The sequence below is a fragment of the Micromonospora sp. URMC 107 genome, assembly GCF_051386315.1.
Classification (GTDB): Bacteria; Actinomycetota; Actinomycetes; order Mycobacteriales; family Micromonosporaceae; genus Micromonospora.
Genome location: NZ_JBPQTK010000101.1, coordinates 1 through 22,660, shown reverse-complemented (window position 1 = coordinate 22,660; position 22,660 = coordinate 1). Strand labels below are relative to the sequence as shown.

Sequence of the window (22,660 nt, the reverse complement as noted above, 5' to 3'; positions counted from 1 at the left end):
GGGCGCCGGGGGGCGGTAGCGTGGGCGGTATGACCGATGAGCAGCCCGGCCGCGAGCGGGACGGCGGCGGTGCCTGACCAGGTGTCGGCCGCGCCCGACCACGCACCGGCCGCGCCGGGCGGTGCGCCGGCCTCGTCGGAGCGTGCGCCGGCCGTGTCCGACCACGCACCGGTCGTGCCGGAGCAGGTGTCGGCCGTCCCGGAGCACGTGTCGGCCGTGCCGGACCGGAGCACCGTCCGGCTGGCGCTGGTCGTCGGCGGGCTGGTGCTCGCCGTCCTGCTCGGCTTCGGCCTCGGTCGGCTCGACAGCGGCGGCCCGTCCGCGGCGGCGGGAACCGACAGCGCCCTCAGCGGGCACAGCCACGCGCCGGGCACGGGTGCCCACGAGCACGGCACCGACCAGGCCGCGGCGGCGCAGGCCGGCGGCCTCTCGGTCAGCGCCGCGGGCTACACGCTCGCCCCGGTGGCCGCCGCGTTCACCGCCGGCCGCCCCGGCGAGCTGCGCTTCCAGGTGCGGGACGCGCAACGCCGCCCGGTGACCCGCTTCGCGGTCGTGCACGACAAGCCGATGCACCTGATCGTGGTGCGTCGCGACCTGACCGGCTACCAGCACCTGCATCCGACGATGGCGGCCGACGGCACCTGGTCGGTGCCGCTGACCCTGCCGCAGCCGGGGGTCTGGCGGGCGTACGCCGACTTCACCGCGCTCGCCGACGACGGCCGGCAGACCGCCGTGACCCTCGGGGTCGACCTGACCGCGCCGGGCGGCTACCAGCCGAGGGCGCTGCCGGCGGCGGCGTCCTCGGCCACGGTCGACGGGTTCACCGTCAGCTACCAGGGCGCCCCGCAGGCCGGCGTGACCGTGCCGCTGACCTTCCGGGTCGAATCGCCCGGCGGGCGTGCGGCGCTGGAGCGCTACCTCGGCGCGTACGGGCACCTGGTCGCCCTGCGCGAGGGGGATCTCGGCTACCTGCACGTCCACCCCGAGCCGCAACCGGTCGACGGGGCGGTGACGTTCTGGGTGACCGCGCCCGACCCGGGCCGGTACCGTCTCTACCTGGACTTCCAGGTCGCCGGCGTGGTGCGGACCGCCGAGTTCACGCTCACCGTGCCCTGACCTCGCCGGGCGGGCGCCGGGGCGCGGCGGATCGGCCGACCGGGGTGTGCCACGCCCCCGCTCGCGGGATGCGGCGCCGGCGGCACGCTCAGCCGGCGCGGCGGATCGGGCGGCGGGCCAGGTAGCGCAGCAGGTCGCGGATGTGGTGCTTCTCCTCGGCCGGCACGGTCGGATCGGCCAGCCGCTGCAGGATCACCCGGACGTCCGCCTCGACCGGGCCGTCGTCGACGCGCCGACGGGGCGCGGGACCGGCGTCGGGCAGGCCGAGCGCGCGGAACGCGGCAGCGACCGGCAGATCCAGCGCGGCGCAGAAGCCGCGCACCTTGGCCAGCTCGGGGTAGTCCTGCCAGTCCCCGGCGAGCCAACGGAACACGGTCGACCGACCGACGCCGGTGTGGGACGCCAGGTCGGTGACGGTCCAGCCGCGTTCCTCGCGGGCGTCGTCGATGGCGCGCCGCACGAAACGTGCGAAGGCCATCTGCGGCGAAACCTCTACGGAACCCATCCCTGCGGGTCTTCCCTCCCGACCGGCACCGGCGGTGCGTCTCCGAGGGTAGTACGGAAAGGTAAGGAAGCGATTGACTGATCGACCAGACCGTCCCGTGGCCGGGACTTCGCGCCCGGCGGCATGGCGTGGATCACACCCGGGCGGCCGGTTCCGGCGTGGGCACGGGCGGCAGCAGCGCCTCCAGCCGTGGGGTCACCGCCCACTGGTCGACGAGTTCCCGGTACTCCGCGCGCTGGGCGGCGGTCGGCGCGGTGCCGGTGCGTCGTGCCCGGACGAGGAGGTTGCGCGGGGTGTGCCGGGAGTCGACGAACTCCACCACCTCGGCCCGGTAGCCGTGCAGCCGGAGCAGCCCCGCCCGCAGCGCGTCGGTGAGGACGTCCGCGAAGCGCTCGCGGAGGATGCCCTGCCGGGTCAGCAGCTCGTACGGCGCCGGGGCCGGCCGCGCACGCAGCTGGGCCGCGACGTCGTGGTGGCAGCACGGCGCGGCGAGCACCCAGCGGGCCTGCCAGCGCACCGCCCGGGCCAGCGCCTCGTCGGTGGCGGTGTCGCAGGCGTGCAGGGCCAGCACCAGGTCGGGGGCGGGCTCCACGACGGCGTCGGCGATCGTGCCGGCCACGAAGCTGACCCGGTCGGCCCAGCCCAGCCGCTCGGCCAGCTCGGTGTTGCGCCGCCGCTGGTCCTCCCGGACGTCCACGCCGACCAGCTCGACGTCGACCCCCTGCCGGGCCAGCCACCGGTAGGCGGCGAAGGTCAGGTACGCGTTGCCGCAGCCCAGGTCGACCACCCGCAGCGGGCCGGTCAGGTCGTCGGGGAGGGTGGCCGCGAGCGCCCGCAGGAACGCGTCGACCTGGCGCCGCTTCGCCGCCGAGCCGCCGATCTCCGCGAAGATCGGGTCGCCGGGATCGAGCAGGTACTCCTTCGCCCGGTCGTGGCCACCCGGCTCGGCGGCCGGCCGGGCCGCGGCGGACCGGTGCACCTGCGCCTCACCGGACTTGGTGACCCGCAGTTGGAGCGTCGCGTCGGCCGTCTCCACGTGCCAGTTGCCGAACGGCTCGGCCAGCAGCGCGTCCACCGCCGCGTCCGCCTCCTGGCCGGGGGCCACGTTGCGGGTGTACGGGCGGGAGCCGTCGGAGGTGGAGATCTGCAACCGGGGGCCGGCCTTGAGCGCGACCGGCCGTAGTTCGGCACGCACCACCGAGGGGCGGTGTCCACGTCGGCGTCCGGCGGCCACCGCGCGGGTGAGCGCCGGGTCGAGCAGCAGTGCCCGGACCTCGGTCAGGGCGGCGTCCAGCGGTTCGGGCATTGCTCCATCTTCCTGGTCGACCGGCGGCCTCTGCGGCGCGCGGTACGACGACGCTGTTCGACGGGGGCTCTCCCCGGCGTGGTGTGCGGCGAGCAGGGACCGGATCGAGCCCCGCCCTCGCCCGGAGCGCGGGCCACGGCCCGGACGGGGAGACCCCGAGCGCGGGCCACGGCCCGGACGAGGAGATCCCCCGCACCGGGTGCACCGGTCCGGGGGATCTCGGGTGACGTTCGACGGTCAGTCGGCGGTCGCCTCGGCCGGCGTACCGGCGGCGGCGGAGCCACCACCACGGCGGCGCCGGCGGCGGCGGGGCTTCGCGGCCTCGCCCTCGGCGGCGGCCGGGGCGTCGCCGGTCTCGGCGGTGATCACCGTGGTCGGCTCGCCCGCGACGGTCTCGCCGGCACGGCGGCGCCGGCGGCGACGCGGGATGCGCGGGCCCTCCTCGGCGGCGTCGGCCTGCGGCGCGTCGGTCTCACCGCCGGCGCGGCCCGAGCGGCGGTCGCCGCGACCACGGCCCTCGCCGCGCTCGCCGCGCCGGGCGCCCCGGCCGCTCTCGCCCCGGCGGGACCGTCCGCCGCCGAGGTCCTCCTCGACCTCGGCCGACAGCCCGGCGCGGGTGCGCTCGGCGGTCGGCAGGGTGCCGCTGACGTCGGTGGGGATGTGCAGGTCGGTGTAGAGGTGCGGGGACGTGTGGTACGTCTCCGGCGGCTCCGGCATCTCCAGACCGAGGGTCTTGTCGATGATGCGCCAGCGGGGCATGTCGTCCCAGTCGACGAAGGTCACCGCGACGCCCGTCGCCCCGGCCCGGCCGGTGCGGCCGATCCGGTGGGTGTAGGTGTCCTGGTCCTCGGGGCAGTCGTAGTTGATCACGTGGGTGACCCCGGTGACGTCCAGCCCGCGGGCCGCCACGTCGGTGGCGACCAGGATGTCGATCTTGCCGGCCCGGAACGCCCGCAGCGCCCGCTCGCGCGCGCCCTGCCCGAGGTCACCGTGCACCGCGGCCACCGCGAACCCGCGGAAGTCGAGGTCCTCGGCGACCCGGTCGGCGGCCCGCTTGGTCCGCGTGAAGATCATGGTGAGCCCGCGCCCCTCGGCCTGGAGGATGCGCGCCACCACCTCGACCTTGTTCATCGAGTGCGTGCGGTAGACCAGCTGCTGGGTCTGCGGCGAGGGCCCGGTCTCGGCGGTGTGCCCGGCGTGGATCGTCACCGGGTGACGCAGGAAGCGCCGGGAGAGGGTGACGATCGGGTCCGGCATGGTCGCCGAGAAGAGCATGGTCTGCCGGTCCTCCGGCAGCATCGCCAGGATCTTCTCGACGTCGTCGAGGAAGCCCAGGTCGAGCATGCGGTCGGCCTCGTCCAGCACCAGGGCGTGGACGCGGTCCAGCCGCAGGTGCTTCTGCTTCTGCAGGTCCATCAGCCGGCCGGGCGTGCCGACCAGGATCTCCACGCCCTTGCGCAGCGCGTCGATCTGCGGCTCGTACGCCACGCCGCCGTAGATCGGCAGCACCCGGACGCCCCGGGTGCTGCCCGCGGCGGCGAGGTCCTTGGCCACCTGGATGCCCAGCTCACGGGTGGGTACGACGACCAGCGCCTGCGGCACGCCGTCGCTGCCCTCGCCCGGCGCGAAGACCCGCTCCAGCAGCGGTACGCCGAAGCCGAGGGTCTTGCCGGTGCCGGTGGGCGCCTGGCCGATCAGGTCGGTGCCGCGCATCGCGATCGGGAGCGCGTACTCCTGGATGGCGAAGGCGCGGGTGATGCCGGCCGCGGCCAGCGCGTCGACGGTCTCCTGACGCGCGCCCAGCTCGGCGAAGGTCGGTGCCTCCGGGCGCACCGGAGCGGTGGCGGCCAGTTCCTGGCCGTCCATGAGGTCTTGAGTCAGCTCGCTCATATGGATTTGGGGGTGCCCTCTCGTGGGTGCGCCCCGTCATGTCCTCAGGGCGCGTTCGGTGTGGCGCGGGCCACACGGTCGGCGGCAGATCGCCTTGCCGGACCGGGCCGCACGCGCGCCGCGGGCCTCACACTTCGATCGGACCGGCTGATCGGTGGGACCAGGCTGGCCAGATCGGCGCCCGCGGCAACTGCTCCATGTTACCTGAACCGACCCGGTGCCGTCCTGATTCCATGCGCACGCGACACGCCGGGGGAAGCCGGTGTGACCTGTGCCACTCCGGGCCGGGTTGCCGGTGGGCGGTAGCCTGCGCTCGTGCCCGCGACCGATCCGCCCGACCGCGCCGTCGTCGACCTGCTCGGCCTGGTCGCCCTCGGTGAGCTGCTCGCCTTCGAACGGATGGCCGTCGACGCCCGGCTCGCCCCCGATCTGCGCCGGCGGGCGGCGCTGGGCGAGATGGCCGCCGCCGAGATCGGCAACTACCGGCGGCTGGCCGACCGGCTCGCCGCGCTCGGCGTGCTGCCCGACGACGCCATGGCGCCGTACGTCGAGCCGCTCCAGGCGTACCACGACTCGACCGAGCCGAGGGACTGGGCGGAGGCGGTGACGAAGGCGTACGTGGGCGACGCCATCACCGACGACTTCATCCGGGAGATCGCCGAGGCCCTGGCCGAGCCGGACCGCCAGCTCGTCCTCGACGTGCTGCACGACTCGTCGTACGCCGATTTCGCCGTCGCGGAGATCCGGGCGGCCGTCGAGGCCGATCCGAGGGTGGCCGGCCGGCTCTCGATGTGGGCGCGGCGACTGGTCGGCGAGGCGCTGTCGCAGGCCGGCCGGGTGGCCACCGCCGAGCAGGGGGCGCTCACCGCGCTCGTCGCACGGAGCGGGCGGGTGGACGTGCCGGGGCTGTTCCGACGGCTGACCGCGGCGCACACCACGCGGATGGCCGCCGCCGGACTGAACAACTGACCGCGACCGGCGGTCCGCGACGGGCGATCGTCGGGTCACCCGTCGCGGCCGACCGGACCACTCAGCGGACGGTGAACCCGACCGCGCGCGGCGACGCCTCGGCGATCTCGACGTAGGCGACCTTGTTGACCGGCACGATCACCCGCCGGCCCTTCTCATCGGTCAGGGAGAGGGTGCCCTCGTCCTTGCCGAAGGCGTCGGTCACGATCTGCTCGATCTCGGCCGGCGACTGCGCGCTCTCCAGGACCAGCTCGCGGGGCGCGTACTGCACGCCGATCTTGACCTCCACTGTGCCTCCTCATTCGGGCGAAAGAGCCGCCGATGGGAAGGCTATCCGATCTCGGGGCCGGATGTTCAGGCTGACTCACCTTGCAGCGGGAAGCTGGCGATGCCCCGCCAGGAGAGCGCGGCGACCAGTGCCTCGGCCTCGGCCTTGGGCAGTTGCCGGCCCCGGGCCAGCCAGAACTGCGCGGCGGTCTCGGCCGCGCCGACCAGGCCGGAGGCGAGCAGCTCGGCGTGCGCCCGGCTGATCCCGGTGTCGGAGATGATGGTGTCGGTGATCGCCGCGATGCAGCCCTGCTCCACCCGCTCGACGCGCTGCCGCACCGCCGGGTCGTTGCGCAGGTCCGACTCGAAGACGAGGCGGAACGCCTCGCTCTCGTGGTCGACGAAGTCGAAGTACGCGCGCACCGACGCGCCGACCCGCTCCTTGTTGTCGTTGGTGCCGCGCATGGCGTCGTCCACCTTCGCGAGGATCGCGTCGCAGTGCGTGTCCAGCAGGGCGAGGTAGAGATCCATCTTGCCGGGGAAGTGCTGGTAGAGCACCGGCTTGGAGACTCCCGCCCGCTCGGCGATGTCGTCCATCGCAGCCGCGTGGTAGCCCTGGGCGACGAACACCTCCTGGGCCGCGGCGAGCAACTGCTTGCGGCGCGCGGAACGGGGCAGGCGGGTGGGCCGGCCGGCGGTCTGGGCACCGTTCCCCACAGCGGTCATGGGAACCTCCGAGTTTCTTCGTACGAGCCGGCATTTCACCCGAACCGGTCGGGGCCCGGGACCCGTCGCGGAATTGGCCCGCCGCTGTAACTTATCGCCACTGTCACCACACGGTAGCCTCAGCGGGGGCGACCAAGGAGCGCGCGGTGAGTGAAACAGGGCAACCCGGTGCCGCCACCCCGGGAGAGCACGGCGACGGGACGGGTCCGCAGGACGACCTGGCCCGTTCCGGCAGCGGGTGGGCGCCCTCGGCGGCCAGTTGGTCCCGGGGCGGGGACATCTCCGGCCCTCGCGAGCCGGCCTCGCCGTGGGGTCCGCCCGATCCGACCCCCGGGTGGGCCGCCTCGTCGCCGCGACACGGCGACCTGCCGCCACCGCTGCCCGGCCTGCCGGCCGGGGCCGAGCCGCCGGCCCGGGTCAACGGCCACCACGTCAACGGCGTCGACCACGCCGCCGACGACGCGCCGGCCAGCCGCCAGACTCCGGTGAGCGCCCCGCCCGGCATCCTCGGCGAGCAGCGCCGCGACCCGGGCAACGACCGGCTGGTGGTGCCCGCGCAGCGCCCGGCGCCGACGGTCGACCAGCCGCCGGGGCCGCGGCGCGGGTTCACCGACCCCGAGCCCGACCCGGTCCGGCGCTCCTCCGACGACCCGTCGACCGGGCGCCAGGCCCGCTGGGCCGACCCCGGCCTGCCGACGTCGGCGCCCCCGGCCGTCCAGGTACCGCCCGTGGGCACCGCCGCCAGCGGCTTCGAGGTGCCGCCCGGCTTCCACGCGCCGACGGTCGACCGCGCCAGGGCCGAGGAGCCCCCGTCGGCTGCCGGCACGGCACGCGGCTGGGGCGACCACCTCCCGCCGGAGCCGCCGGCTTCCGAGCCGCACCCCTTCCCGCCGCCCGCCGAGCGCCCGGTCGCCGAGCCTCCGGTCGACGCCGCGTCCGCCGTCGCCGACCGCGCGACCGCCGGCGACCGGGTCGCCGGCGTCGACCGCGCGCTGGGCGCGGATCGCGCCTTCCGCGAGGACGGGGGCCCCGACCCGGTCGCCGCCGGCACGGAGAGCACGGCAGGGGAGCCGGGCCAGGACCGCCCGTCCGGTGGGTTGGGCCAGGACCGGGCCGCGGGCGACCTTCGCGCGGAGCGGACGCCGGGCGTCGCCGGCCAGGAGCGGGCGGCGGGCGGGCTCGGCCAGGACCGCACGGCGAGCGGATTCGACCAGGACCGCACGGCGGGCGGGTTCGGCCAGGACCGCGCGCCGAGCGTCGCCGGGCACGAACCGGCCGGGCGTGGCTTCGGTGCGGACCGGTCGCCGGCCGCCGACCCGGCGACGCGCGTTCCGGGCGCCGACCGGGAACCGTCGACCGACCCCGAACCGGGCGGCCCGCGACAGTCGGCCGCCGAGTGGCCGCCGACGACCGAACCGGACTGGACCGGTCCGAACTGGAACCGCCCGAGCTGGGGCGCCGCGTGGGCGCCGCCCTGGGCCCGGGACGAGCCCGAGGCCGTCGGTCGCCGCTCCCGGGAGGAGCCCGAGCCCGTCGGTCGCCGGTCGCGCGAGGAGCCCGAGCCCGTCGGTCGCCGGTCCCGGGAGGAGCCCGAGCACGTCGGTCGCCGCTCCCGCGAGGAACAGCAGCCGGCCTGGGCCGATGAGCCGCATCGGCCGTACGAGCCGCCGCGCGCCGAGTCCTCCCGGCCCTACGACCAGCCCCGCGAGTCCGGCCGTCCCTACGACGTCGGCCAGCCCGCGTCGGTGCCCCGGTCGTCGTACGAGCGACCGTCCGTCCCCGTCGACCGGTCGAGCGGGCCCGAGGCCGAACCGTCGGCTCCGGTCGAGCGACCGGCCTGGGCGGCCGGCGGGTCGGTCCCCGCGCCGGCGGGCGCACCCCCGCTCGCGTACGCCCCGGAGGCCGCTGCGCCGCCCCGCGCCGAGGACACCCCGGAACGGGTCACCCGGCCGTTCCGACTCCGGCCGGAGAGCGCGGAGCCGGCCCCGAGGCCGACCGGCGCCCCGCAGACCGCCGGCCCCGCCGCCGAGGCCGCCACGGGCGGGTTCGGGCGACGGGACCGCACCCCTGCCACCACGCCCGCCCCGACGAGCGCACCGCCCTACGCGGCCCGCCGATCCGCCCCCGAGCCGGCGCCGCCGGCCCCACCGGCCGCCGCCGACCAGGCGTCGGACCCCGCATCGGCGGTGTTGCCGCAGCGCGTCCCCGCCGAGCCGGACGTGCCCGTCGTGCCGGAGCCGCCAGCCGTGGACCCCCCCGCCGAAACCCCCGAACTCGCCCGCATCGCCACCCACCTGCGCCGCGACGACGAGCCCGCCCCGCTGCGGGAGCGTCCGGAGGGCTTCGACGTCAACGCCATCCTCGACGCCGTCCGTGGCGTGGCCGGAGTCCGCGACGCGGCGCTGCGCCGCACCCCGGCCGGCGCGCACAGCCTGCGGCTCGACCTCGCCGACGGGGCCGACCCGGCCGAGGTGAGCCGGCAGGTCGCCCGCCTGCTCCAGGACCGGATGGGGCTGGCCGCCGCGCCGCAGAACCTGCCCGGAATGCCGGCCGCGTCCGCCCCGCCGGTGCGCCGCCGGTCGGCGGAGCCGCGCGGCCTCGACCCCAGGTCGCCGGGCGCCGCCGCGCGCCTCGCCGAGCCGTCCGCCGCCGAGCCCCGGGTGCCCGGCGGCAGGGTGGCCGGCAGCCCCGCGCAGGCCCCGCCGACCCGCCCCGACCAGCGTCCCGAGGCGGTGCCCGAGACCCCGCGCCGACGCCGGCAGCCCGCCGCCCCGCACCGGGGCCGGGCCACGGTGGAGGAGCCGGGCTCGGTCTCCGCCGCCCCGGCCGGGAGCCCGGCCGGTGCCCCGGCGACCGTCGGCACGTCGTACTCCGGCGGGCAGGTGACGACGACGGAGACGGCGCCGTCCCGGCCGCTGGACACCGGCGGCGCGGTGGGCCCCCGGGTGGTGATCGACCACGTCCAGGTGAGCACCTTCGGCCTCGACGCCACCGTGGAGGTACGCCTGCTCGCCGGTGGGGAGAGCGCCGCCGGCTACTCGACCGGGCCGGCCGTCGACGGCTACGTGCTGCGGCTCTGCGCGGTGGCCGCCGCCGCAGCCGTGGACGAGCTGCTGCGCGGCGGCGAGCCCGGCCCCGACGCCGGCCCCGACCGTGGGCGTTGCTTCGTCGAGCACGCGGCCGTGGTGCCCTTCGGCAACTGCGACGTGGCCACGGTCGTGGTGCTGCTGGTCTGTGACGGCTGGGTGGAGCAGCTCGTCGGCTCCGCGCTGGTCGCCGGCGACCCCCGGCAGGCGGTCGTCCGGGCCACCCTGGCCGCGGTCAACCGCCGGCTCGAGGCGCTGCTGGCCTGAGCGCTGCCGGTCGGCGCGACCCCGGGCAGACTGGAGTCATGAAGAGCGCCACCCTGCGGCCGGACCACCTCCTTCCCGAGCCCTCCGTGCCACCGCCCTGGCCGGGGCGGGAGGTACGCCTCGACGGCACGGTGACGTACGTCCGGGACACGCCGGCCACCGCGCCCGGCGCGGAACCGGCGCTCTACGTGCACGGGCTCGGCGGCTCGTCGCAGAACTGGACCGACCTCGCGTACCTGCTCGCCGACCACCTCGACGGGCAGGCCATCGACCTGCCCGGGTTCGGCCGCAGCGAGCCGGGTCGCCGCTACACCGTTCCGGCCTTCGCCGACCGGGTGATCCGCTGGATCGAGCACTCGGGCCGGGGGCCGGTGCACCTGTTCGGCAACTCGCTGGGTGGGGCGGTCTCGGTGCACGTGGCGGGGGTGCGGCCGGACCTGGTCCGGAGCCTGACCCTGATCTCGCCCGCGCTGCCGTTCCTGGACTTCCGGCGCTCGTTGCAGGGTCGGATGCTGCCGCTGCTGGCGGTCCCCCGGGGCGAGCGGCTGGCCGCCTGGCGGCTGGCCCAGATCGCGCCCGAGGTGATGGCCCAGCAGGTGATGGAGGCGTGTGTCGCCGACCTCACCCGGATCTGCGACCAGCGCCGGCAGGAGGCGCTGGAGGAGATCCGGGTGCGGCACGAGGCCGCGCACTACGCCGCCGCGTACGTCCGGACGTTCCGGGGGCTGGTCTCCAGCTTCCTGCGGTCGTACCTGCCGGGGTCGGGGTCGCTGTGGCGGCTCGCCGCGACGGTCGCGGCGCCCACCCTGGTCGTCGGAGGGCGGGCCGACCGGCTGGTCGACGTGCGGGTGGCCCCGCAGACGGCCCGCGTCGTCCCGGACAGCCGGCTGCTGATGCTCGACGGGGTCGGCCACGTGGCGCAACTGGAGGTGCCGCGCCTGGTGGCCCGGGCCGTGCTGGGCCTGCTCACCGAAACGGGGGACGCCGCCAGGCGGTCCGACATGGCAGGCTGACCGGGATGTCCCCCGCCCGTCACCCCACCTCGTCCCGCCACGTCCCGGCTCCCGCAGAGGGCCGCCGTCGTGCCGCGGCCGGATCGCCGTCACGGGACGGCGGCGTGGACCTGACCCGCCCGCGGCACCGCCGTCCGGCGCGTCGGCGGCGTCTCGTGGAGCTGGTCGCGCTGGTGCTCGCGGTCGGCGCGGCGGTGGCGGTGATCGCCGACCGGCGGGGCGGCGACGTCGGGGCGGAGGCGCTCACCGCCGAGGAACTGGCTCCCGCGCCGATGCTCGCGCCGGGGGCGGCCTCGCCGCTGCCGTCGTCGCCCGCCGCGACGCCCTCGTCCGCCACGCTCCCGCCGGCCGTGCTCCGCCTGCCCGGGCCGGTGCCGTCGGCGGGGCGGGGCAGCTTCGGCTACGACGACCGGGTCGGTCCGGTGCTGGGTGACGCGGGCACGCTGCGCCGCTACCGGGTCGCGGTGGAGTCGGGCGCCGGCGAGGACGCGGGCGAGTTCGCCGCCGCCGTCGAGCGGGCGCTCGCCGGGCCGGGGAGCTGGGTCGACGGCGGGCTGCGGTTGCAGCAGGTGACCGCCGGCTCCCGGCACGACTTCACGGTCTACCTCGCCACGGCGAAGACGGCGGGCCGGCTGTGTGCCGCCGGCGGGGTGGACATCCGGGTGGGCGGGCGGCCCTACACGTCGTGCCGGGCGCCGGGCAAGGTGATCATCAACCTGGACCGCTGGCGGCTCTCGGTGCCGCACTTCGTCAGCGCGAAGGTGCCGCTCTCGGTCTACCGGACGTACGTGGTGAACCACGAGGTCGGGCACCAGCTGGGATACCGGCACGAGCGCTGCCCCGGCAGGGGCCGGGTGGCCCCGGTGATGATGCAGCAGACGCTCTTCCTGAACGGCTGCGTGGCCAACCCGTGGCCGTACCGCGACGGTCGCCGGTACGCGGGCCCCCGGCTCTGACCGGCGGCGATCGGGCGTCCCGCGCGGGCCGGAGGGAGCGATCCGGGAGCGTTTCTGGGGAATGAGCACTGTTCGGGTTTTACCCGGCGTAATGCCCGATTGGTGTGGGACGCTCGGCTCATGACGTCGTCGTCCCCTTGCGACCCGCCTGGCCCGGCACGCCGCCCGACGCCACTCCGGTCGGCGCGGTGGTGGCGACCGCTGGCCCCGCTGCGGGACCGGCGGGTGCTGGGGCTCGGCGTGCTCCTGCTGCTCGCGGCGACCGCCGCCGTGACGCTGCCCCGCGCCGGCGGCCCCGGGACCGCCCCGGCCGCCGACGACCGTGCCCGGCCGTCGTACGCGGCGGGGGCGGACGAGCGGGAACGGCCGCCCAGCTACCCCCGCACGGGCACGGGCGACTTCACCGCCGCGCCCGGCGACTCCCCGGTGCGGGGCACCGACGGGCCGGTCCTGCACTACCGGGTGGCCGTGGAACAGGGCACCGGCCAGGACGTCGCCGCCTTCGCCGCCACCGTCGACGAGGTGCTGGGCGACCCCCGCGGCTGGATCGCCTCGGCGGAGCTGCGGATGCGGCGGGTGGCGGAGGCGGCCGACGCCGACTTCACCGTCTACCTGGCCACGCCGGGCACCTCGGAGCGGATGTGCGCCCAGGGCGGGCTGAGCACCGAGGGCTACACCTCCTGCCGGCTCCCCGGGCAGGTGATCATCAACCTGGCGCGCTGGCTGGAGGCGGTTCCCGACTACGGGGCGCCGCTGGAGATCTACCGCGCCTACGTGGTCAACCACGAGGTGGGCCACGAGCTCGGCGAGGAACACCAGGCCTGCCCGGGGCCCGGCGAACCGGCGCCGGTGATGCAGCAGCAGACGTACGGTCTGGACGGCTGCGCCGCCAACGCCTGGCCGTACGTCGACGGCTCGCGGTACGACGGCGAGGTCGTTCCCGGCACCTGAGTTATTCCCCTTCCCGCAGTTCGGGCGACGTGTCGCTCCTCATGGCCGATCGACCCGGGTACGAGCGACAATGGCCCGGTTCGCCTTCAGCCGATTCCGGGGAGTCCACCGTGTCGTTGCCCCCGCTCGTCGAGCCCGCCGCCGAGCTGACCGTTGACGAGATCCGCCGCTACTCGCGCCACCTGATCATCCCGGACGTCGGGGTCGAGGGGCAGAAGCGGTTGAAGAACGCCCGGGTGCTCTGTGTCGGTGCCGGCGGTCTCGGCTCGCCGGCCCTGATGTACCTCGCCGCCGCCGGGGTGGGCACGCTCGGCATCATCGACTTCGACACCGTCGACGAGTCCAACCTCCAGCGCCAGATCATCCACGGGGTCTCCGACATCGGCCGCTCCAAGGCCGAGTCGGCCGCCGCCTCGATCCGCGAGATCAACCCCCTGGTGCAGGTGGAGATCCACAACACGGCGCTGGACCGGGAGAACGTGCGGGACATCTTCTCCCGCTACGACCTGATCGTCGACGGCACCGACAACTTCGCCACCCGCTACATGGTCAACGACGCGGCGGTGCTGCTCGGCAAGCCGTACGTCTGGGGGTCGATCTACCGGTTCGACGGCCAGGCGTCGGTGTTCTGGGCCGAGCACGGCCCCTGCTACCGCTGCCTCTACCCGGAGCCCCCGCCGCCCGGGATGGTCCCTTCCTGCGCCGAGGGTGGCGTGCTCGGCGTGCTCTGCGCGTCGATCGGCTCCATCCAGGTCAACGAGGCGATCAAGCTGCTCGCCGGCATCGGGGAGCCGCTGGTCGGCCGGCTGATGGTCTACGACGCCCTGGAGATGAGCTACCGCAAGATCAAGGTCCGCAAGGACCCGAACTGCGTGCTCTGCGGCGAGAACCCCACGGTCACCGACCTGCTCGAGGACTACGAGGACTTCTGCGGCGCCGTGTCGGTGGAGGCCCAGGAGGCGGTGGTCGACGCGACCATCACCGCGCTGGAGCTCAAGGAGTGGCAGGACGCGGGCAAGGACATCTTCCTCGTCGACGTCCGCGAGCCCGCCGAGTACGAGATCGTCCGGATCCCCGGCGCGACGCTGATCCCCAAGGGCGAGATCATCTCGGGTGAGGCGCTCGCCAAGCTGCCGCAGGACCGGCAGATCGTGCTGCACTGCAAGTCCGGGGTCCGCTCGGCGGAGGCGCTCGCCGCGCTCAAGGCGGCCGGCTTCCGCGACGCCGTGCACGTGCAGGGTGGCGTGCTCTCCTGGATCAAGCAGATCGACCCGTCGCTGCCCGCGTACTGACCGGCGTCGGTCGAGGTCGCGCCCGGCCGGGACGGCCCGGGCGCGACCTCGACCGATTCACCGAGGCGGGATCGCGTTTGCGCAGGTAGCGTTGCCGCCGTGGTCGACATCGATGCGGCGGTCGGGTTCGTCGTGGCACACGGGGACGCGGTGGACCGCGCCCGGCTGTCCCGGCTGCGCACCGGCGCGCCGCCCTCTGCCGAACTGCTCGACGACGCGGAGGTCGGCCAGGCGCCCGACGGCGGCTGGCCGGCGACGCTGGGCGGGGAGATCTCCTCCGTGGACGCCACCTGCTTCCGCCTGTCCGAGCTGGACGATCTCGGCGCGCTCGGCCGGCCGGCCGCGCGCCGCGCGCTGGACTGGCTGGCCGCGCGGCAGTTGCCCGACGGCGGCTGGGAGGAGGACGCGGCGCTGGCCGACGTCGCCCCCGAGTGGGCCCGGCCGGGCGACCCCGAGGCGGGATTCCACCTGACCGCGAACGCCGGTTTCTGGCTGACCGTCGCCGGCCTGGACGCGCGGGCGGCCGGGCCGCTCGACCACCGGGTCGGCGGGGCGTACGCGGGCGTCGTGCACGCCGCCGCGCAGTCGCTCGTCGCCCGGCTGCGCCCGGACGGCGGCTGGCCGTCCTTCCTGCCCGCCGGCTGGCTCAGCGCGGCGGTCCTGTACCGGCAGGAGATGTTCCACGAGGCGGCGCGGATCCAGGTGATCCTCGCCGAGCGGATGCCGGAGCTGTCCCCGGGCGACGTGGCCTGGCTGGCCGCCACGCTGCGGCGCGTCGGCATCGACGGGGAGGACTGGCTGCTGGCGCGGGCGCGGCGGCGGCTGGCCGAGACCCAGCGCAGCGACGGCGGGTGGGAGAGCGACGACGGGCACCAGTTCGACGTGCACACCACGCTGAGCGCGATCCGGGCCTGCCGCTGAGCCTCGCCCGTCGCCCGTCGCCCGTCGCCCGGGTGGCCGCGGGTGGCGCACGGCGGCGTCGTCGCGCGGAGTCCCGGAGCGCACTTCCCGTCAGCCGCGCGCCGGACCGGCCGGCCTCACTTGAGCTGGCTGATCACCAGGGGCCACCAGGCGTCCGGGGCGAACGCGGCGCGGTCGATGCTCTCCAGGACGGTGCGCAGCGCCTCCGCCCGCTCGGCCCGGCCCGGCTTGCCCTCGTCGGCCTCCACGAAGAGCGCGAACTGGTAGAGGAACTCGACGAAGGTGCGGAAGTTGCTGTTGACCGCCTGGACGTCCTGCTGTTCCAGGTCGAACTGGAGGATCTCGCCGGTCTTCGGGTCGAGCACGTAGAGCAGGTCGGGGTTGTCGGCGACCGCGCCCACCACGATCAGCCGGACGTCCAGCGAGCCGTCCTCGGTGCTCAGCTGGATCGTGTCGAACAGCTCGATGTCGCCTTCGAGGAAGGCGGTGTAGACGACCGCCACGTCGAGCGGGATCTCGTCGCCGGCGGGCAGCATGTCGGGGCCGAATCCACCTTCGAGCCACGCCTCGCGCGGGTACGGGATGAGCTCGTCCTCGCTCCACAGTGAGCGGAACCGGGGGTCAGCGGCCATCGTTGGTCCTCTGCATTCTCGGCGGGACGGTACGGGTCAGGAGACGATGCCCGCGGTCACCAGCAGGCGCAGCCAGGTGTCCGCGTACTGCCCCTGGAACCGGCCCTTGCGTACCCGTTGCTTCCGCACGCCGGGCCCCAGGATCGTGTCGACCACCTGCGGGTACTTGTCGCCCAGCACGTACTCGTCGAAGAACGTGACGACGTCGGGGGCGAAGACGTGGATGTCGACCTCCTCGTCCGGGTGCTCGTAGAGGAAGACGTAGTCGTCCGGGTCGATGTGGTAGACGTCGCCCTCTTCGAGGTCGAGCGAGACGCTCTCGCCGCCGTCGATCTCGTCGCGCAGCCGCGGCGGCACGCTGTGCAGCTCGCAGCCGATCGACACGGCGGGGCCGAGCGGGTCGTGCGGGTTGTCCGACCGGGCCTGGAGGGCGGCCGGGCTGCCGATCTCGGCCGGTTGTCCGAACCGGAAGTGGCTGCCCTCGATCCTGCCGATGATGCGGAACACCTCGAACGCGCCCTCGGGCACGCCGGGGAAGGGCTCCAGCGGAACCCCGTCGACGAGGACGACGCCGAACCCGTGCTCCGCCTCCAGCTCCTTGAGCCGCGCGAACCTGGTGCGGATCCGGTCGAGCCTGGCCGCCGTCGCGTCACTCGTCACGGGATCACCTTCACTATGACCGGGGTCCCCTCGGGCACGTCCTTGAGCGCCTGGCCGATCTCCCGGCCGATCTCGCGGTTGGTCCAGGCGTCCATCAACCGGAGGTTATCGTACGAATCCTCGCCGCCCAGTTGCAGCTCGTGCACGTGGTCGGGGTCGAGTGTCACGCCGGGACCGGTCACCGGGTACTTGTCGGGCTTCTTGCCCCGGTAGAGGCTCTGGACCAGCTCCTTGTTGCTCATGTAGTTCTGGCCCTTGTTGAGCTGGCGGATCACGCGGTCCCGGTAGACGGTGGTCAGCTTCCGCGTGCCCGGCTTCTCCGGGTCCCGGTGTTCCACCTGCCTGCGTTTCGGCTTGGTCTTGACCAGCTTGCCCTCCTGGCCGAGCCGCACCAGGTCCGCCGCCTTGCGGTCGAAGTCCTTCCTGACGAAGTCCTTGCGGTTGCGCAGCACCAGGACGGCGGGGCCCTTGGGCTTGCCTCCCTTGGCCGTCCGGAAGACGTCCGCGTTCTCCAGGTAGGCCGAGACGATCCTCGCGCCCTTGGCCTGGGTCTGCCGGGGCGGGGCCGTCCGCCGCCTAGGCATTGAGAACCGTCTCCACGGCCATGCCGATGAGCTGGTCGATGATCAGCCCCGTGATCATCTTGAAGATCGGGATCTGGAGGAGGGACGCCCCGAAGGTGACCGCCGCCGTCACGATCGCCTGTGCGATCTGGATCGCCAGCAGTGCCAGCTGGACGATCACCTGGATCTTCAGGGCCAGCACCACGCCTGCCGCGACCATCAGCCCGACGCCGATGACGGTGGCCGGGCGGGCGACGTCCGCGATGTTGCGCGCGGCCGACTCGCCGTCGTGCCACTCACCGGCGAAGGCGGTGAAGCTCTCGCCCCGGTTGTTGTCGAGCACGGTCCGCGCCGCCGACTCCAGCTGCGCGACCGACCCGGAGATCCGGCCGGCCATGCCGGTCCACTCGCCGGCCAGCTGGAAGATGGCCGTCTCGTCCGACTGGGGCCAGTCGTAGCCGAGCATCGAGAGCAGGGAGGCGAGCTCGCCCGGGAGCGTCAAACCCACCGCGACTCCTTTCGTGGGCCGGGCGGCGGCTCAGCCGCCCAGCGAGCCGAGCATCGAGCGGAAGGACGCGGCCACGTCGTCCTCGACGGCGCGGTAGCTCTCGGCCATCCCGCGCAGCCCGTCGACGTAGCTCTCCAGCTCGGTGATGTTGGTGTCGAGGCACTCGGCCAGCGCGTCCACGCACGCCTGGTGGGCGATGCCGAGCAGCGACCCGATGTCGTCGCCGCCGAAGGCCGCGGCGTAGCCGTCGACCGACGCCTGGAAGCCCTCGAAGACCTGGCGGACCGACTCCTTGGCCCGTTCCAGCTCGTCCGCGCCGCGACCCAGCGCGTCCATGTCGACGTCGAGGTTCTCCACGCTCAGCTCCTGTGCAGTTTCCGCATGGTCTCGCTGACGGCCTGGCTGATCTCCCGCATCTGCCGCAGGCCCTGGTCCTGGAGGCGCTCGATGGTGGCGGTCATCGCGGCGAGGTCGGGCATCGGTTCGGTGGTGGCGGCCCCGTCGTCCTGACCGTCGAGCGCCGCGTTGACCGCCTGGCGCAGCTCGGCGGCGAGATATTCCGAGCCCTCCCGGAGCACCCGGGGGTCGATGTCGACGGCGTTGACCCGGCCGTCGGTGCCGAGGGTGACCCGGATCCGGCCGTCGGCGGCCTCGGCCACCGACTCCGCCCGCTCCCGGGGTGCGGCGGCGCTGCCCACCTCGCGCAGCGCGGCGCGTGCCTGCGCCAGTTGCTGTTCCAGGGCACTCTCGCCCAGCATGCCGCCTCCCCAAGACAAGCCGTGCCGAACCCGCCCCAGACTAACGGCCACCCGCCATCCGGCGGTGCCCCCGCCGCCGCCCGGGGAAGGCAGGAGCCGCCGGTGGCCGTCCGGAGCCACCGGGCCGTACGCCGGCTCGGCCGTCAGCCGCGCAGGTGGCCGTCGCCGGTGACCACGTACTTGGTGGAGGTCAGCTCGGGCAGGCCCATCGGGCCGCGGGCGTGCAGCTTCTGCGTGGAGATGCCGATCTCGGCGCCGAAGCCGAACTCGCCGCCGTCGGTGAACCGGGTCGAGGCGTTGACCATCACGGCCGCCGCGTCCACCCGGGCCACGAACTCCCGGGCGGCGCTGGTCGAGTCGGTGACGATCGCCTCGGTGTGCCCGGTGCCGTACCGCCGGATGTGCGCGACCGCCGCGTCGAGCGAGTCGACGACGGCGACCGAGATGTCGGCGGAGAGGTACTCGGTGGCGAAGTCCTCGTCGGTGGCGGGCCGCACCGCGGCGGAGTGGGCGGCGACCCGGTCGTCGCCGTGCACGGTGACGCCGGCCTCGGCGAAGGCGGCCAGCACCGGCGGCAGGAAGGCGTCGGCGACCGCCGCGTGCACGAGCAGCGACTCGGCGGTGTTGCAGGTGGAGAGCCGCTGGGTCTTCGCGTTCAGCGCGATGGCGACGGCCTTCGACAGGTCGGCGGCGGCGTCGACGTAGACGTGGCAGTTGCCCACGCCGGTCTCGATCACCGGCACGGTGGACTCCTCCACCACCGTGCGGATCAGGGACGCGCCGCCGCGCGGGATCAGCACGTCGACCAGGCCCCGGGCGCGCATCAGCTCCTTGACGGAGTCGCGGCTGCTGGCGTCGAGCAACTGCACCGCGTCCGCCGGCAGGCCGGCGTCGGCCACCGCGTCGCGCAGCACGGCGACCAGGGCGGCGTTGGAGTTGGCCGCCGACGACGAGCCGCGCAGCAGCGCCGCGTTGCCGGACTTCAGGCAGATGCCGGCGGCGTCGACGGTCACGTTCGGCCGGGCCTCGTAGATGATGCCGACGACGCCGAACGGCACCCGGATCTGGCGCAGCTCCAGCCCGTTGGGCAGGGTCGAGCCCCGGACCACCTCGCCCACCGGGTCCGGCAGCGCGGCCATCTGCCGCAGCGCGTCGGCGATGCCCGCCACCCGCCCCGCGTCGAGGGCCAGCCGGTCCAGCACGGCCGCGCTCAGCCCGGCCCCACGCCCGGCCGCCAGGTCCGCCGCGTTCGCGGCCAGGATCTCCGGCGTACGCGACACCAGCGCGTCGGCCATCGCCACCAGCGCGGCGTCCTTGGCCGTACGCGTGGCGACGGCCAGCGCCTCCGCCGCCGTACGCGCCCGCCGGGCCTGCTCGCTCACGCTCATCGCCGCACTCCTCACAACAGCACGAGGTCGTCGCGGTGGACGACCTCCCGTTCGTACGCCGGGCCGAGCGCCGCGGCGAGTTCCGTGGTGGACCGGCCGAGCAGCCCGGGCAGCTCGACCGCGTCGTAGTTGACCAGTCCCCGGGCGACCGGCGCGCCCTCGGCGTCCACCAGGTCGACCGGGTCGCCGGCGGTGAACGCCCCGTCCACGGCCGTGATCCCGGCGGGCAGCAGCGACTTGCGCCGGCCCACCACCGCCGCGACCGCGCCCGGGTCGAGGTGCAGCCGCCCCCGGGGGGAGGTGGCGTGGGCCAGCCAGAAGAGCCGGGCCGCCGGGCGCCGCCGGCTCGGGTGGAACAGGGTGCCGACGGGCTCGCCGGCCAGCACCGGGGCGGCCAGCGGCGCGGCGGTCAGCACCACCGGGATGCCGAAGCCGGTGGCGATCCGGGCCGCCTCCACCTTCGTCACCATGCCGCCGGTGCCCACCCCGGCCCGGCCGGCGCCGCCGATGTCGATCCCGGTCAGGTCCCGCTCGTCGTGCACCTCGGTGATCCGGCTGGAGCCCGGGCGGGTGGGGTCGCCCGTCCAGAGGGCGTCCACGTCGGAGAGGAGCACCAGCAGGTCGGCGTGGACCAGGGCGGCGACGAGGGCGGCCAGCCGGTCGTTGTCGCCGAACCGGATCTCCTCGGTGGCGACCGTGTCGTTCTCGTTGACGATCGGCACCGCCCGCAGGTCGAGCAGCTTGCGCAGGGTGCGGTACGCGTTGCGGTAGTGCGCCCGCCGGGTCACGTCGTCGACGGTGAGCAGGACCTGTCCGACGGTGAGCCCGTGCCGGGCGAAGGCGGCGGCGTACCGGCCGATCAGCAGGCCCTGCCCGACGCTGGCGGCGGCCTGCTGGGTGGCCAGGTCGCGCGGACGCCGGGAGAGCCCCAGCGGCGCGAGGCCGGCGGCGATCGCGCCGGAGCTGACCAGCACGACCTCCCGGCCCTCGGCGGCGATCGCGCCCAGGGTGCCGACGAGCGCGTCGACCCGCTCGTCGTCCAGCCCGCCGGCGGCGGTGGTCAACGAGGAGGATCCGATCTTGACGACGACCCGCCGGGCCGCCGTGACCATGTCGCGCACCCGCCCATTCTGCGCGGTCGGTCCCGGCCCGCCCCGGCGCGTTCCCATATCGTGGCCGGTCGTGAGACCTGACGAGTACGTCGAGGCGGTGCTGGAACTGGTCGAGCGGATCCCGCCCGGCCGGGTGATGTCGTACGGGGCGGTCGCCGACGCGCTGGCCGAACGCTCCGGGCGGGCCTCGGCCCGGCTGGTCGGTTCGATCATGGCCCGGCACGGCGGGGGAGTGCCCTGGCACCGGGTGGTGAACGCGGCCGGTCGCCTGCCGCCCGGTCACGAACGGGAGGCGCGGGCCCGGCTGCGCGCCGAGGGGACGCCCCTGCGCGGCGCCGGGGTCGACATGAGGGCGAGCTGGTCCCCCGAGGAGGGGATGTGACCCGCGCCATAACGTGAGTAACATTCGGCGTCATGGACGCGCCGTCGGGTGGAGCTGCTCCGGTCGCTGGCGTGCTGCCACGCCGGGTGCACGCGGGTTACGCGCTCGGATCGCTTTCCACCGGCGCGTTCGGCACCGTGCCCGGCCTGCTCCTGCTGCCGTACCTGACCGACACCCTCGGCGTCGCGGCGGGCGCGGCGGCCCTGCTGGTGCTCCTGCCGAAGGCGTGGGACGTGCTGGTCAACCCCGTCGCCGGCCGGATCTCCGACCGCACCCGGTCGCGCTGGGGCGCCCGCCGGCCGTACCTGCTGGGCGCCGGGCTCGCCCTCGGCGTGCTCTTCGCCGCCATCTTCGCCGCGCCGTTCGGCGCCGGGCCGGCCGCCGGGGCGTACGTGGCGGTCGCCTTCCTCGCCACCGCCACCGCGTTCGCCTTCTTCCAGGTGCCGTACGTGGCGATGCCGGCGGAGCTGACCGGCGACTACGCCGAACGTACCCGGCTGATGAGCTGGCGGATCGCGGTGCTGGCGCTGGCCATCCTGGTCTCCGGCGCGGTGGCCCCGCTGGTGCGCGACGCCGGCGGCGGAGGCGTCCCGGGGCACCGCTGGATGGGGCTCTTCGTCGCCGCTCTGATCGTGCTCGGGGCGGTCGGCGCGTTCCTCGGCACCCGCTCCGCGCCCGGCGGCACGGTGGGGGAGAGCGAGCCGACGCTGCGCGCCCAGCTCGCCGTCGCCGCCCGCAACCGACCGTTCCGGGCGCTGCTGGTCTGCTTCGTGGTGCAGTCCGCCGGGGTGGCGACCGTCCTGGCCGGGGTCAACTACTTCGCCGACCAGGTCCTGCGCGATCCCGAGGGCGGGCCGACCGTCCTGTTCGCCTGCTTCGTCGGGCCGGCGCTGCTGGTGATGCCGCTCTGGACCCGGGTCGGGGCGCGGGTCGGCAAGCGCGCCGCACTGGTCGCCGCGTCGCTGATCTTCGCGGCGGGCGCGCTGGCCCTGGTCGCCGCCCCGGCGCTGCCCGCGCCCGTGGCCTACCTGCTGGTCGCGCTGATCGGCGTCGGCTACGCCGGGCAGCAGGTGTTCGCCCTTGCCATGCTCCCCGACTGCATCGCGTACGACACGGCGCGCACCGGCCGGCGGCAGGCCGGCGTCTTCACCGGGCTCTGGACGGCCGGCGAGACCTTCGGGCTGGCCCTCGGGCCGGGCATCTTCGGCCTGGTGCTCCAGCTCAGCGGCTACGTCTCCTCCGACACCGGCACGGCGGCCACCCAGCCCGACACCGCCCGCCTCGGCATCCTGCTCGGCTTCACGGTCCTCCCCGCCCTCCTGGTCGCCCTGGCCACCCTCGCCCTGCGCCCCTACGACCTGACCCCGGCCCGCCTGGCCGCCGCCGCGCACC

23 protein-coding genes are annotated in these 22,660 nt (G+C 75.3%); 10 read left to right on the top strand and 13 right to left on the bottom strand.

Features of this window, described 5'->3' with window-relative positions:
• Window positions 1–153 precede the first annotated feature (153 nt).
• Window positions 154–1,116, top strand: coding sequence for a hypothetical protein (locus ACSNN9_RS21155; protein ID WP_436675025.1), 963 nt, complete (start codon window positions 154–156; stop codon window positions 1,114–1,116).
• A gap of 88 nt (window positions 1,117–1,204) precedes the next feature.
• On the opposite strand, the gene ACSNN9_RS21150 is transcribed toward ACSNN9_RS21155, so the two are convergent.
• From ACSNN9_RS21150 to ACSNN9_RS21140, 3 genes are all read right to left on the bottom strand, one after another.
• Window positions 1,205–1,621 carry a helix-turn-helix domain-containing protein gene (locus tag ACSNN9_RS21150; RefSeq protein ID WP_091627481.1) on the bottom strand — a complete coding sequence of 139 codons (417 nt, stop codon included), beginning with the start codon at window positions 1,619–1,621 and terminating at the stop codon, window positions 1,205–1,207.
• A 133-nt stretch (window positions 1,622–1,754) separates the two neighbouring features.
• A complete protein-coding gene (locus ACSNN9_RS21145) occupies window positions 1,755–2,927 on the bottom strand; it encodes a class I SAM-dependent methyltransferase (RefSeq protein ID WP_436675024.1) in 1,173 nt (390 codons plus the stop codon).
• A 237-nt stretch (window positions 2,928–3,164) separates the two neighbouring features.
• Entirely contained in the window at window positions 3,165–4,817 is a 1,653-nt protein-coding gene (locus ACSNN9_RS21140; RefSeq protein WP_436675023.1) for a DEAD/DEAH box helicase, read from the bottom strand.
• Between the two features lie 315 nt (window positions 4,818–5,132).
• On the opposite strand from ACSNN9_RS21140, the gene ACSNN9_RS21135 reads away from it, so the two are divergent.
• Complete coding sequence (locus tag ACSNN9_RS21135; protein WP_436675022.1) at window positions 5,133–5,786, top strand: ferritin-like fold-containing protein; 654 nt, start codon at window positions 5,133–5,135, stop codon at window positions 5,784–5,786.
• Between the two features lie 61 nt (window positions 5,787–5,847).
• Here the strand turns inward: ACSNN9_RS21135 and ACSNN9_RS21130 are convergent, their stop codons facing one another.
• Window positions 5,848–6,075, bottom strand: coding sequence for a DUF3107 domain-containing protein (locus ACSNN9_RS21130; protein WP_088960194.1), 228 nt, complete (start codon window positions 6,073–6,075; stop codon window positions 5,848–5,850).
• 65 nt (window positions 6,076–6,140) lie between these two features.
• Entirely contained in the window at window positions 6,141–6,779 is a 639-nt protein-coding gene (locus ACSNN9_RS21125) for a TetR/AcrR family transcriptional regulator (RefSeq protein WP_132230849.1), read from the bottom strand.
• A 146-nt stretch (window positions 6,780–6,925) separates the two neighbouring features.
• Between ACSNN9_RS21125 and ACSNN9_RS21120 the strand changes: the two genes are divergently transcribed.
• The 6 genes from ACSNN9_RS21120 (at window position 6,926) to ACSNN9_RS21095 (ending at window position 15,265) form a co-directional block, all read left to right on the top strand.
• Window positions 6,926–10,132, top strand: coding sequence for a hypothetical protein (locus ACSNN9_RS21120; RefSeq protein WP_436675021.1), 3,207 nt, complete (start codon window positions 6,926–6,928; stop codon window positions 10,130–10,132).
• A 38-nt stretch (window positions 10,133–10,170) separates the two neighbouring features.
• Entirely contained in the window at window positions 10,171–11,145 is a 975-nt protein-coding gene (locus ACSNN9_RS21115) for an alpha/beta fold hydrolase (RefSeq protein WP_436675020.1), read from the top strand.
• Between the two features lie 104 nt (window positions 11,146–11,249).
• Window positions 11,250–12,101, top strand: a complete 852-nt coding sequence (locus ACSNN9_RS21110) for a DUF3152 domain-containing protein (RefSeq protein ID WP_436675019.1) — start codon at window positions 11,250–11,252, stop codon at window positions 12,099–12,101.
• A 225-nt stretch (window positions 12,102–12,326) separates the two neighbouring features.
• A complete protein-coding gene (locus ACSNN9_RS21105) occupies window positions 12,327–13,052 on the top strand; it encodes a DUF3152 domain-containing protein (RefSeq protein ID WP_436675018.1) in 726 nt (241 codons plus the stop codon).
• 110 nt (window positions 13,053–13,162) lie between these two features.
• Window positions 13,163–14,344 (top strand): adenylyltransferase/sulfurtransferase MoeZ, encoded by a 1,182-nt coding sequence (moeZ, locus tag ACSNN9_RS21100; protein ID WP_357879297.1) that lies wholly within the window; start codon window positions 13,163–13,165, stop codon window positions 14,342–14,344.
• A gap of 99 nt (window positions 14,345–14,443) precedes the next feature.
• A complete protein-coding gene (locus ACSNN9_RS21095; protein WP_436675017.1) occupies window positions 14,444–15,265 on the top strand; it encodes a squalene--hopene cyclase in 822 nt (273 codons plus the stop codon).
• A 116-nt stretch (window positions 15,266–15,381) separates the two neighbouring features.
• Here the strand turns inward: ACSNN9_RS21095 and ACSNN9_RS21090 are convergent, their stop codons facing one another.
• From ACSNN9_RS21090 to proB, 8 genes are all read right to left on the bottom strand, one after another.
• A complete protein-coding gene (locus tag ACSNN9_RS21090; protein ID WP_436675016.1) occupies window positions 15,382–15,897 on the bottom strand; it encodes an SUKH-4 family immunity protein in 516 nt (171 codons plus the stop codon).
• Window positions 15,898–15,933: 36 nt separating this feature from the next.
• Window positions 15,934–16,557, bottom strand: coding sequence for a hypothetical protein (locus ACSNN9_RS21085; protein WP_436675015.1), 624 nt, complete (start codon window positions 16,555–16,557; stop codon window positions 15,934–15,936).
• The gene (locus tag ACSNN9_RS21080) at window positions 16,554–17,141 is read right to left on the bottom strand and encodes a hypothetical protein (RefSeq protein WP_436675014.1); all 588 of its coding nucleotides are present in this window, start codon (window positions 17,139–17,141) and stop codon (window positions 16,554–16,556) included. The genes ACSNN9_RS21085 and ACSNN9_RS21080 overlap by 4 nt, the downstream gene beginning before the upstream one ends.
• Window positions 17,134–17,628 (bottom strand): hypothetical protein, encoded by a 495-nt coding sequence (locus ACSNN9_RS21075; RefSeq protein ID WP_436675013.1) that lies wholly within the window; start codon window positions 17,626–17,628, stop codon window positions 17,134–17,136. The genes ACSNN9_RS21080 and ACSNN9_RS21075 overlap by 8 nt, the downstream gene beginning before the upstream one ends.
• 30 nt (window positions 17,629–17,658) lie before the next feature.
• A complete protein-coding gene (locus tag ACSNN9_RS21070) occupies window positions 17,659–17,985 on the bottom strand; it encodes a WXG100 family type VII secretion target (RefSeq protein ID WP_436675012.1) in 327 nt (108 codons plus the stop codon).
• Window positions 17,986–17,987: 2 nt separating this feature from the next.
• Window positions 17,988–18,386, bottom strand: a complete 399-nt coding sequence (locus ACSNN9_RS21065; protein ID WP_436675011.1) for a YbaB/EbfC family nucleoid-associated protein — start codon at window positions 18,384–18,386, stop codon at window positions 17,988–17,990.
• Window positions 18,387–18,529: 143 nt separating this feature from the next.
• A complete protein-coding gene (locus ACSNN9_RS21060) occupies window positions 18,530–19,774 on the bottom strand; it encodes a glutamate-5-semialdehyde dehydrogenase (RefSeq protein WP_436675010.1) in 1,245 nt (414 codons plus the stop codon).
• A gap of 11 nt (window positions 19,775–19,785) precedes the next feature.
• On the bottom strand, window positions 19,786–20,943 hold the full coding sequence (proB, locus tag ACSNN9_RS21055; RefSeq protein WP_436675009.1) for a glutamate 5-kinase: 1,158 nt from the start codon (window positions 20,941–20,943) through the stop codon (window positions 19,786–19,788).
• A gap of 13 nt (window positions 20,944–20,956) precedes the next feature.
• Here proB and ACSNN9_RS21050 point away from each other — a divergent pair, with 13 nt between their 5' ends.
• Both ACSNN9_RS21050 and ACSNN9_RS21045 read left to right on the top strand, forming a co-directional pair.
• Window positions 20,957–21,268, top strand: coding sequence for an MGMT family protein (locus ACSNN9_RS21050; RefSeq protein WP_357879268.1), 312 nt, complete (start codon window positions 20,957–20,959; stop codon window positions 21,266–21,268).
• A gap of 32 nt (window positions 21,269–21,300) precedes the next feature.
• Window positions 21,301–22,660, top strand: a 1,360-nt coding sequence (locus tag ACSNN9_RS21045) for an MFS transporter (protein WP_436675008.1), incomplete at its 3' end; no start/stop codon positions are given.

Excerpts from the sequence above, each read along its gene's own strand:
- ACSNN9_RS21090 (WP_436675016.1), bottom strand. The coding sequence starts at position 15,897 with ATGGCCGCTGACCCCCGGTTCCGCTCACTGTGGAGCGAGGACGAGCTC.
- ACSNN9_RS21140 (WP_436675023.1), bottom strand. The coding sequence starts at position 4,817 with ATGAGCGAGCTGACTCAAGACCTCATGGACGGCCAGGAACTGGCCGCC.
- ACSNN9_RS21125 (WP_132230849.1), bottom strand. The coding sequence starts at position 6,779 with ATGACCGCTGTGGGGAACGGTGCCCAGACCGCCGGCCGGCCCACCCGC.
- ACSNN9_RS21115 (WP_436675020.1), top strand. The coding sequence starts at position 10,171 with ATGAAGAGCGCCACCCTGCGGCCGGACCACCTCCTTCCCGAGCCCTCC.
- proB (WP_436675009.1), bottom strand. The coding sequence starts at position 20,943 with ATGGGAACGCGCCGGGGCGGGCCGGGACCGACCGCGCAGAATGGGCGG.
- ACSNN9_RS21065 (WP_436675011.1), bottom strand. The coding sequence starts at position 18,386 with ATGCTGGGCGAGAGTGCCCTGGAACAGCAACTGGCGCAGGCACGCGCC.
- ACSNN9_RS21080 (WP_436675014.1), bottom strand. The coding sequence starts at position 17,141 with ATGCCTAGGCGGCGGACGGCCCCGCCCCGGCAGACCCAGGCCAAGGGC.
- ACSNN9_RS21145 (WP_436675024.1), bottom strand. The coding sequence starts at position 2,927 with ATGCCCGAACCGCTGGACGCCGCCCTGACCGAGGTCCGGGCACTGCTG.
- ACSNN9_RS21060 (WP_436675010.1), bottom strand. The coding sequence starts at position 19,774 with ATGAGCGTGAGCGAGCAGGCCCGGCGGGCGCGTACGGCGGCGGAGGCG.
- ACSNN9_RS21150 (WP_091627481.1), bottom strand. The coding sequence starts at position 1,621 with ATGGGTTCCGTAGAGGTTTCGCCGCAGATGGCCTTCGCACGTTTCGTG.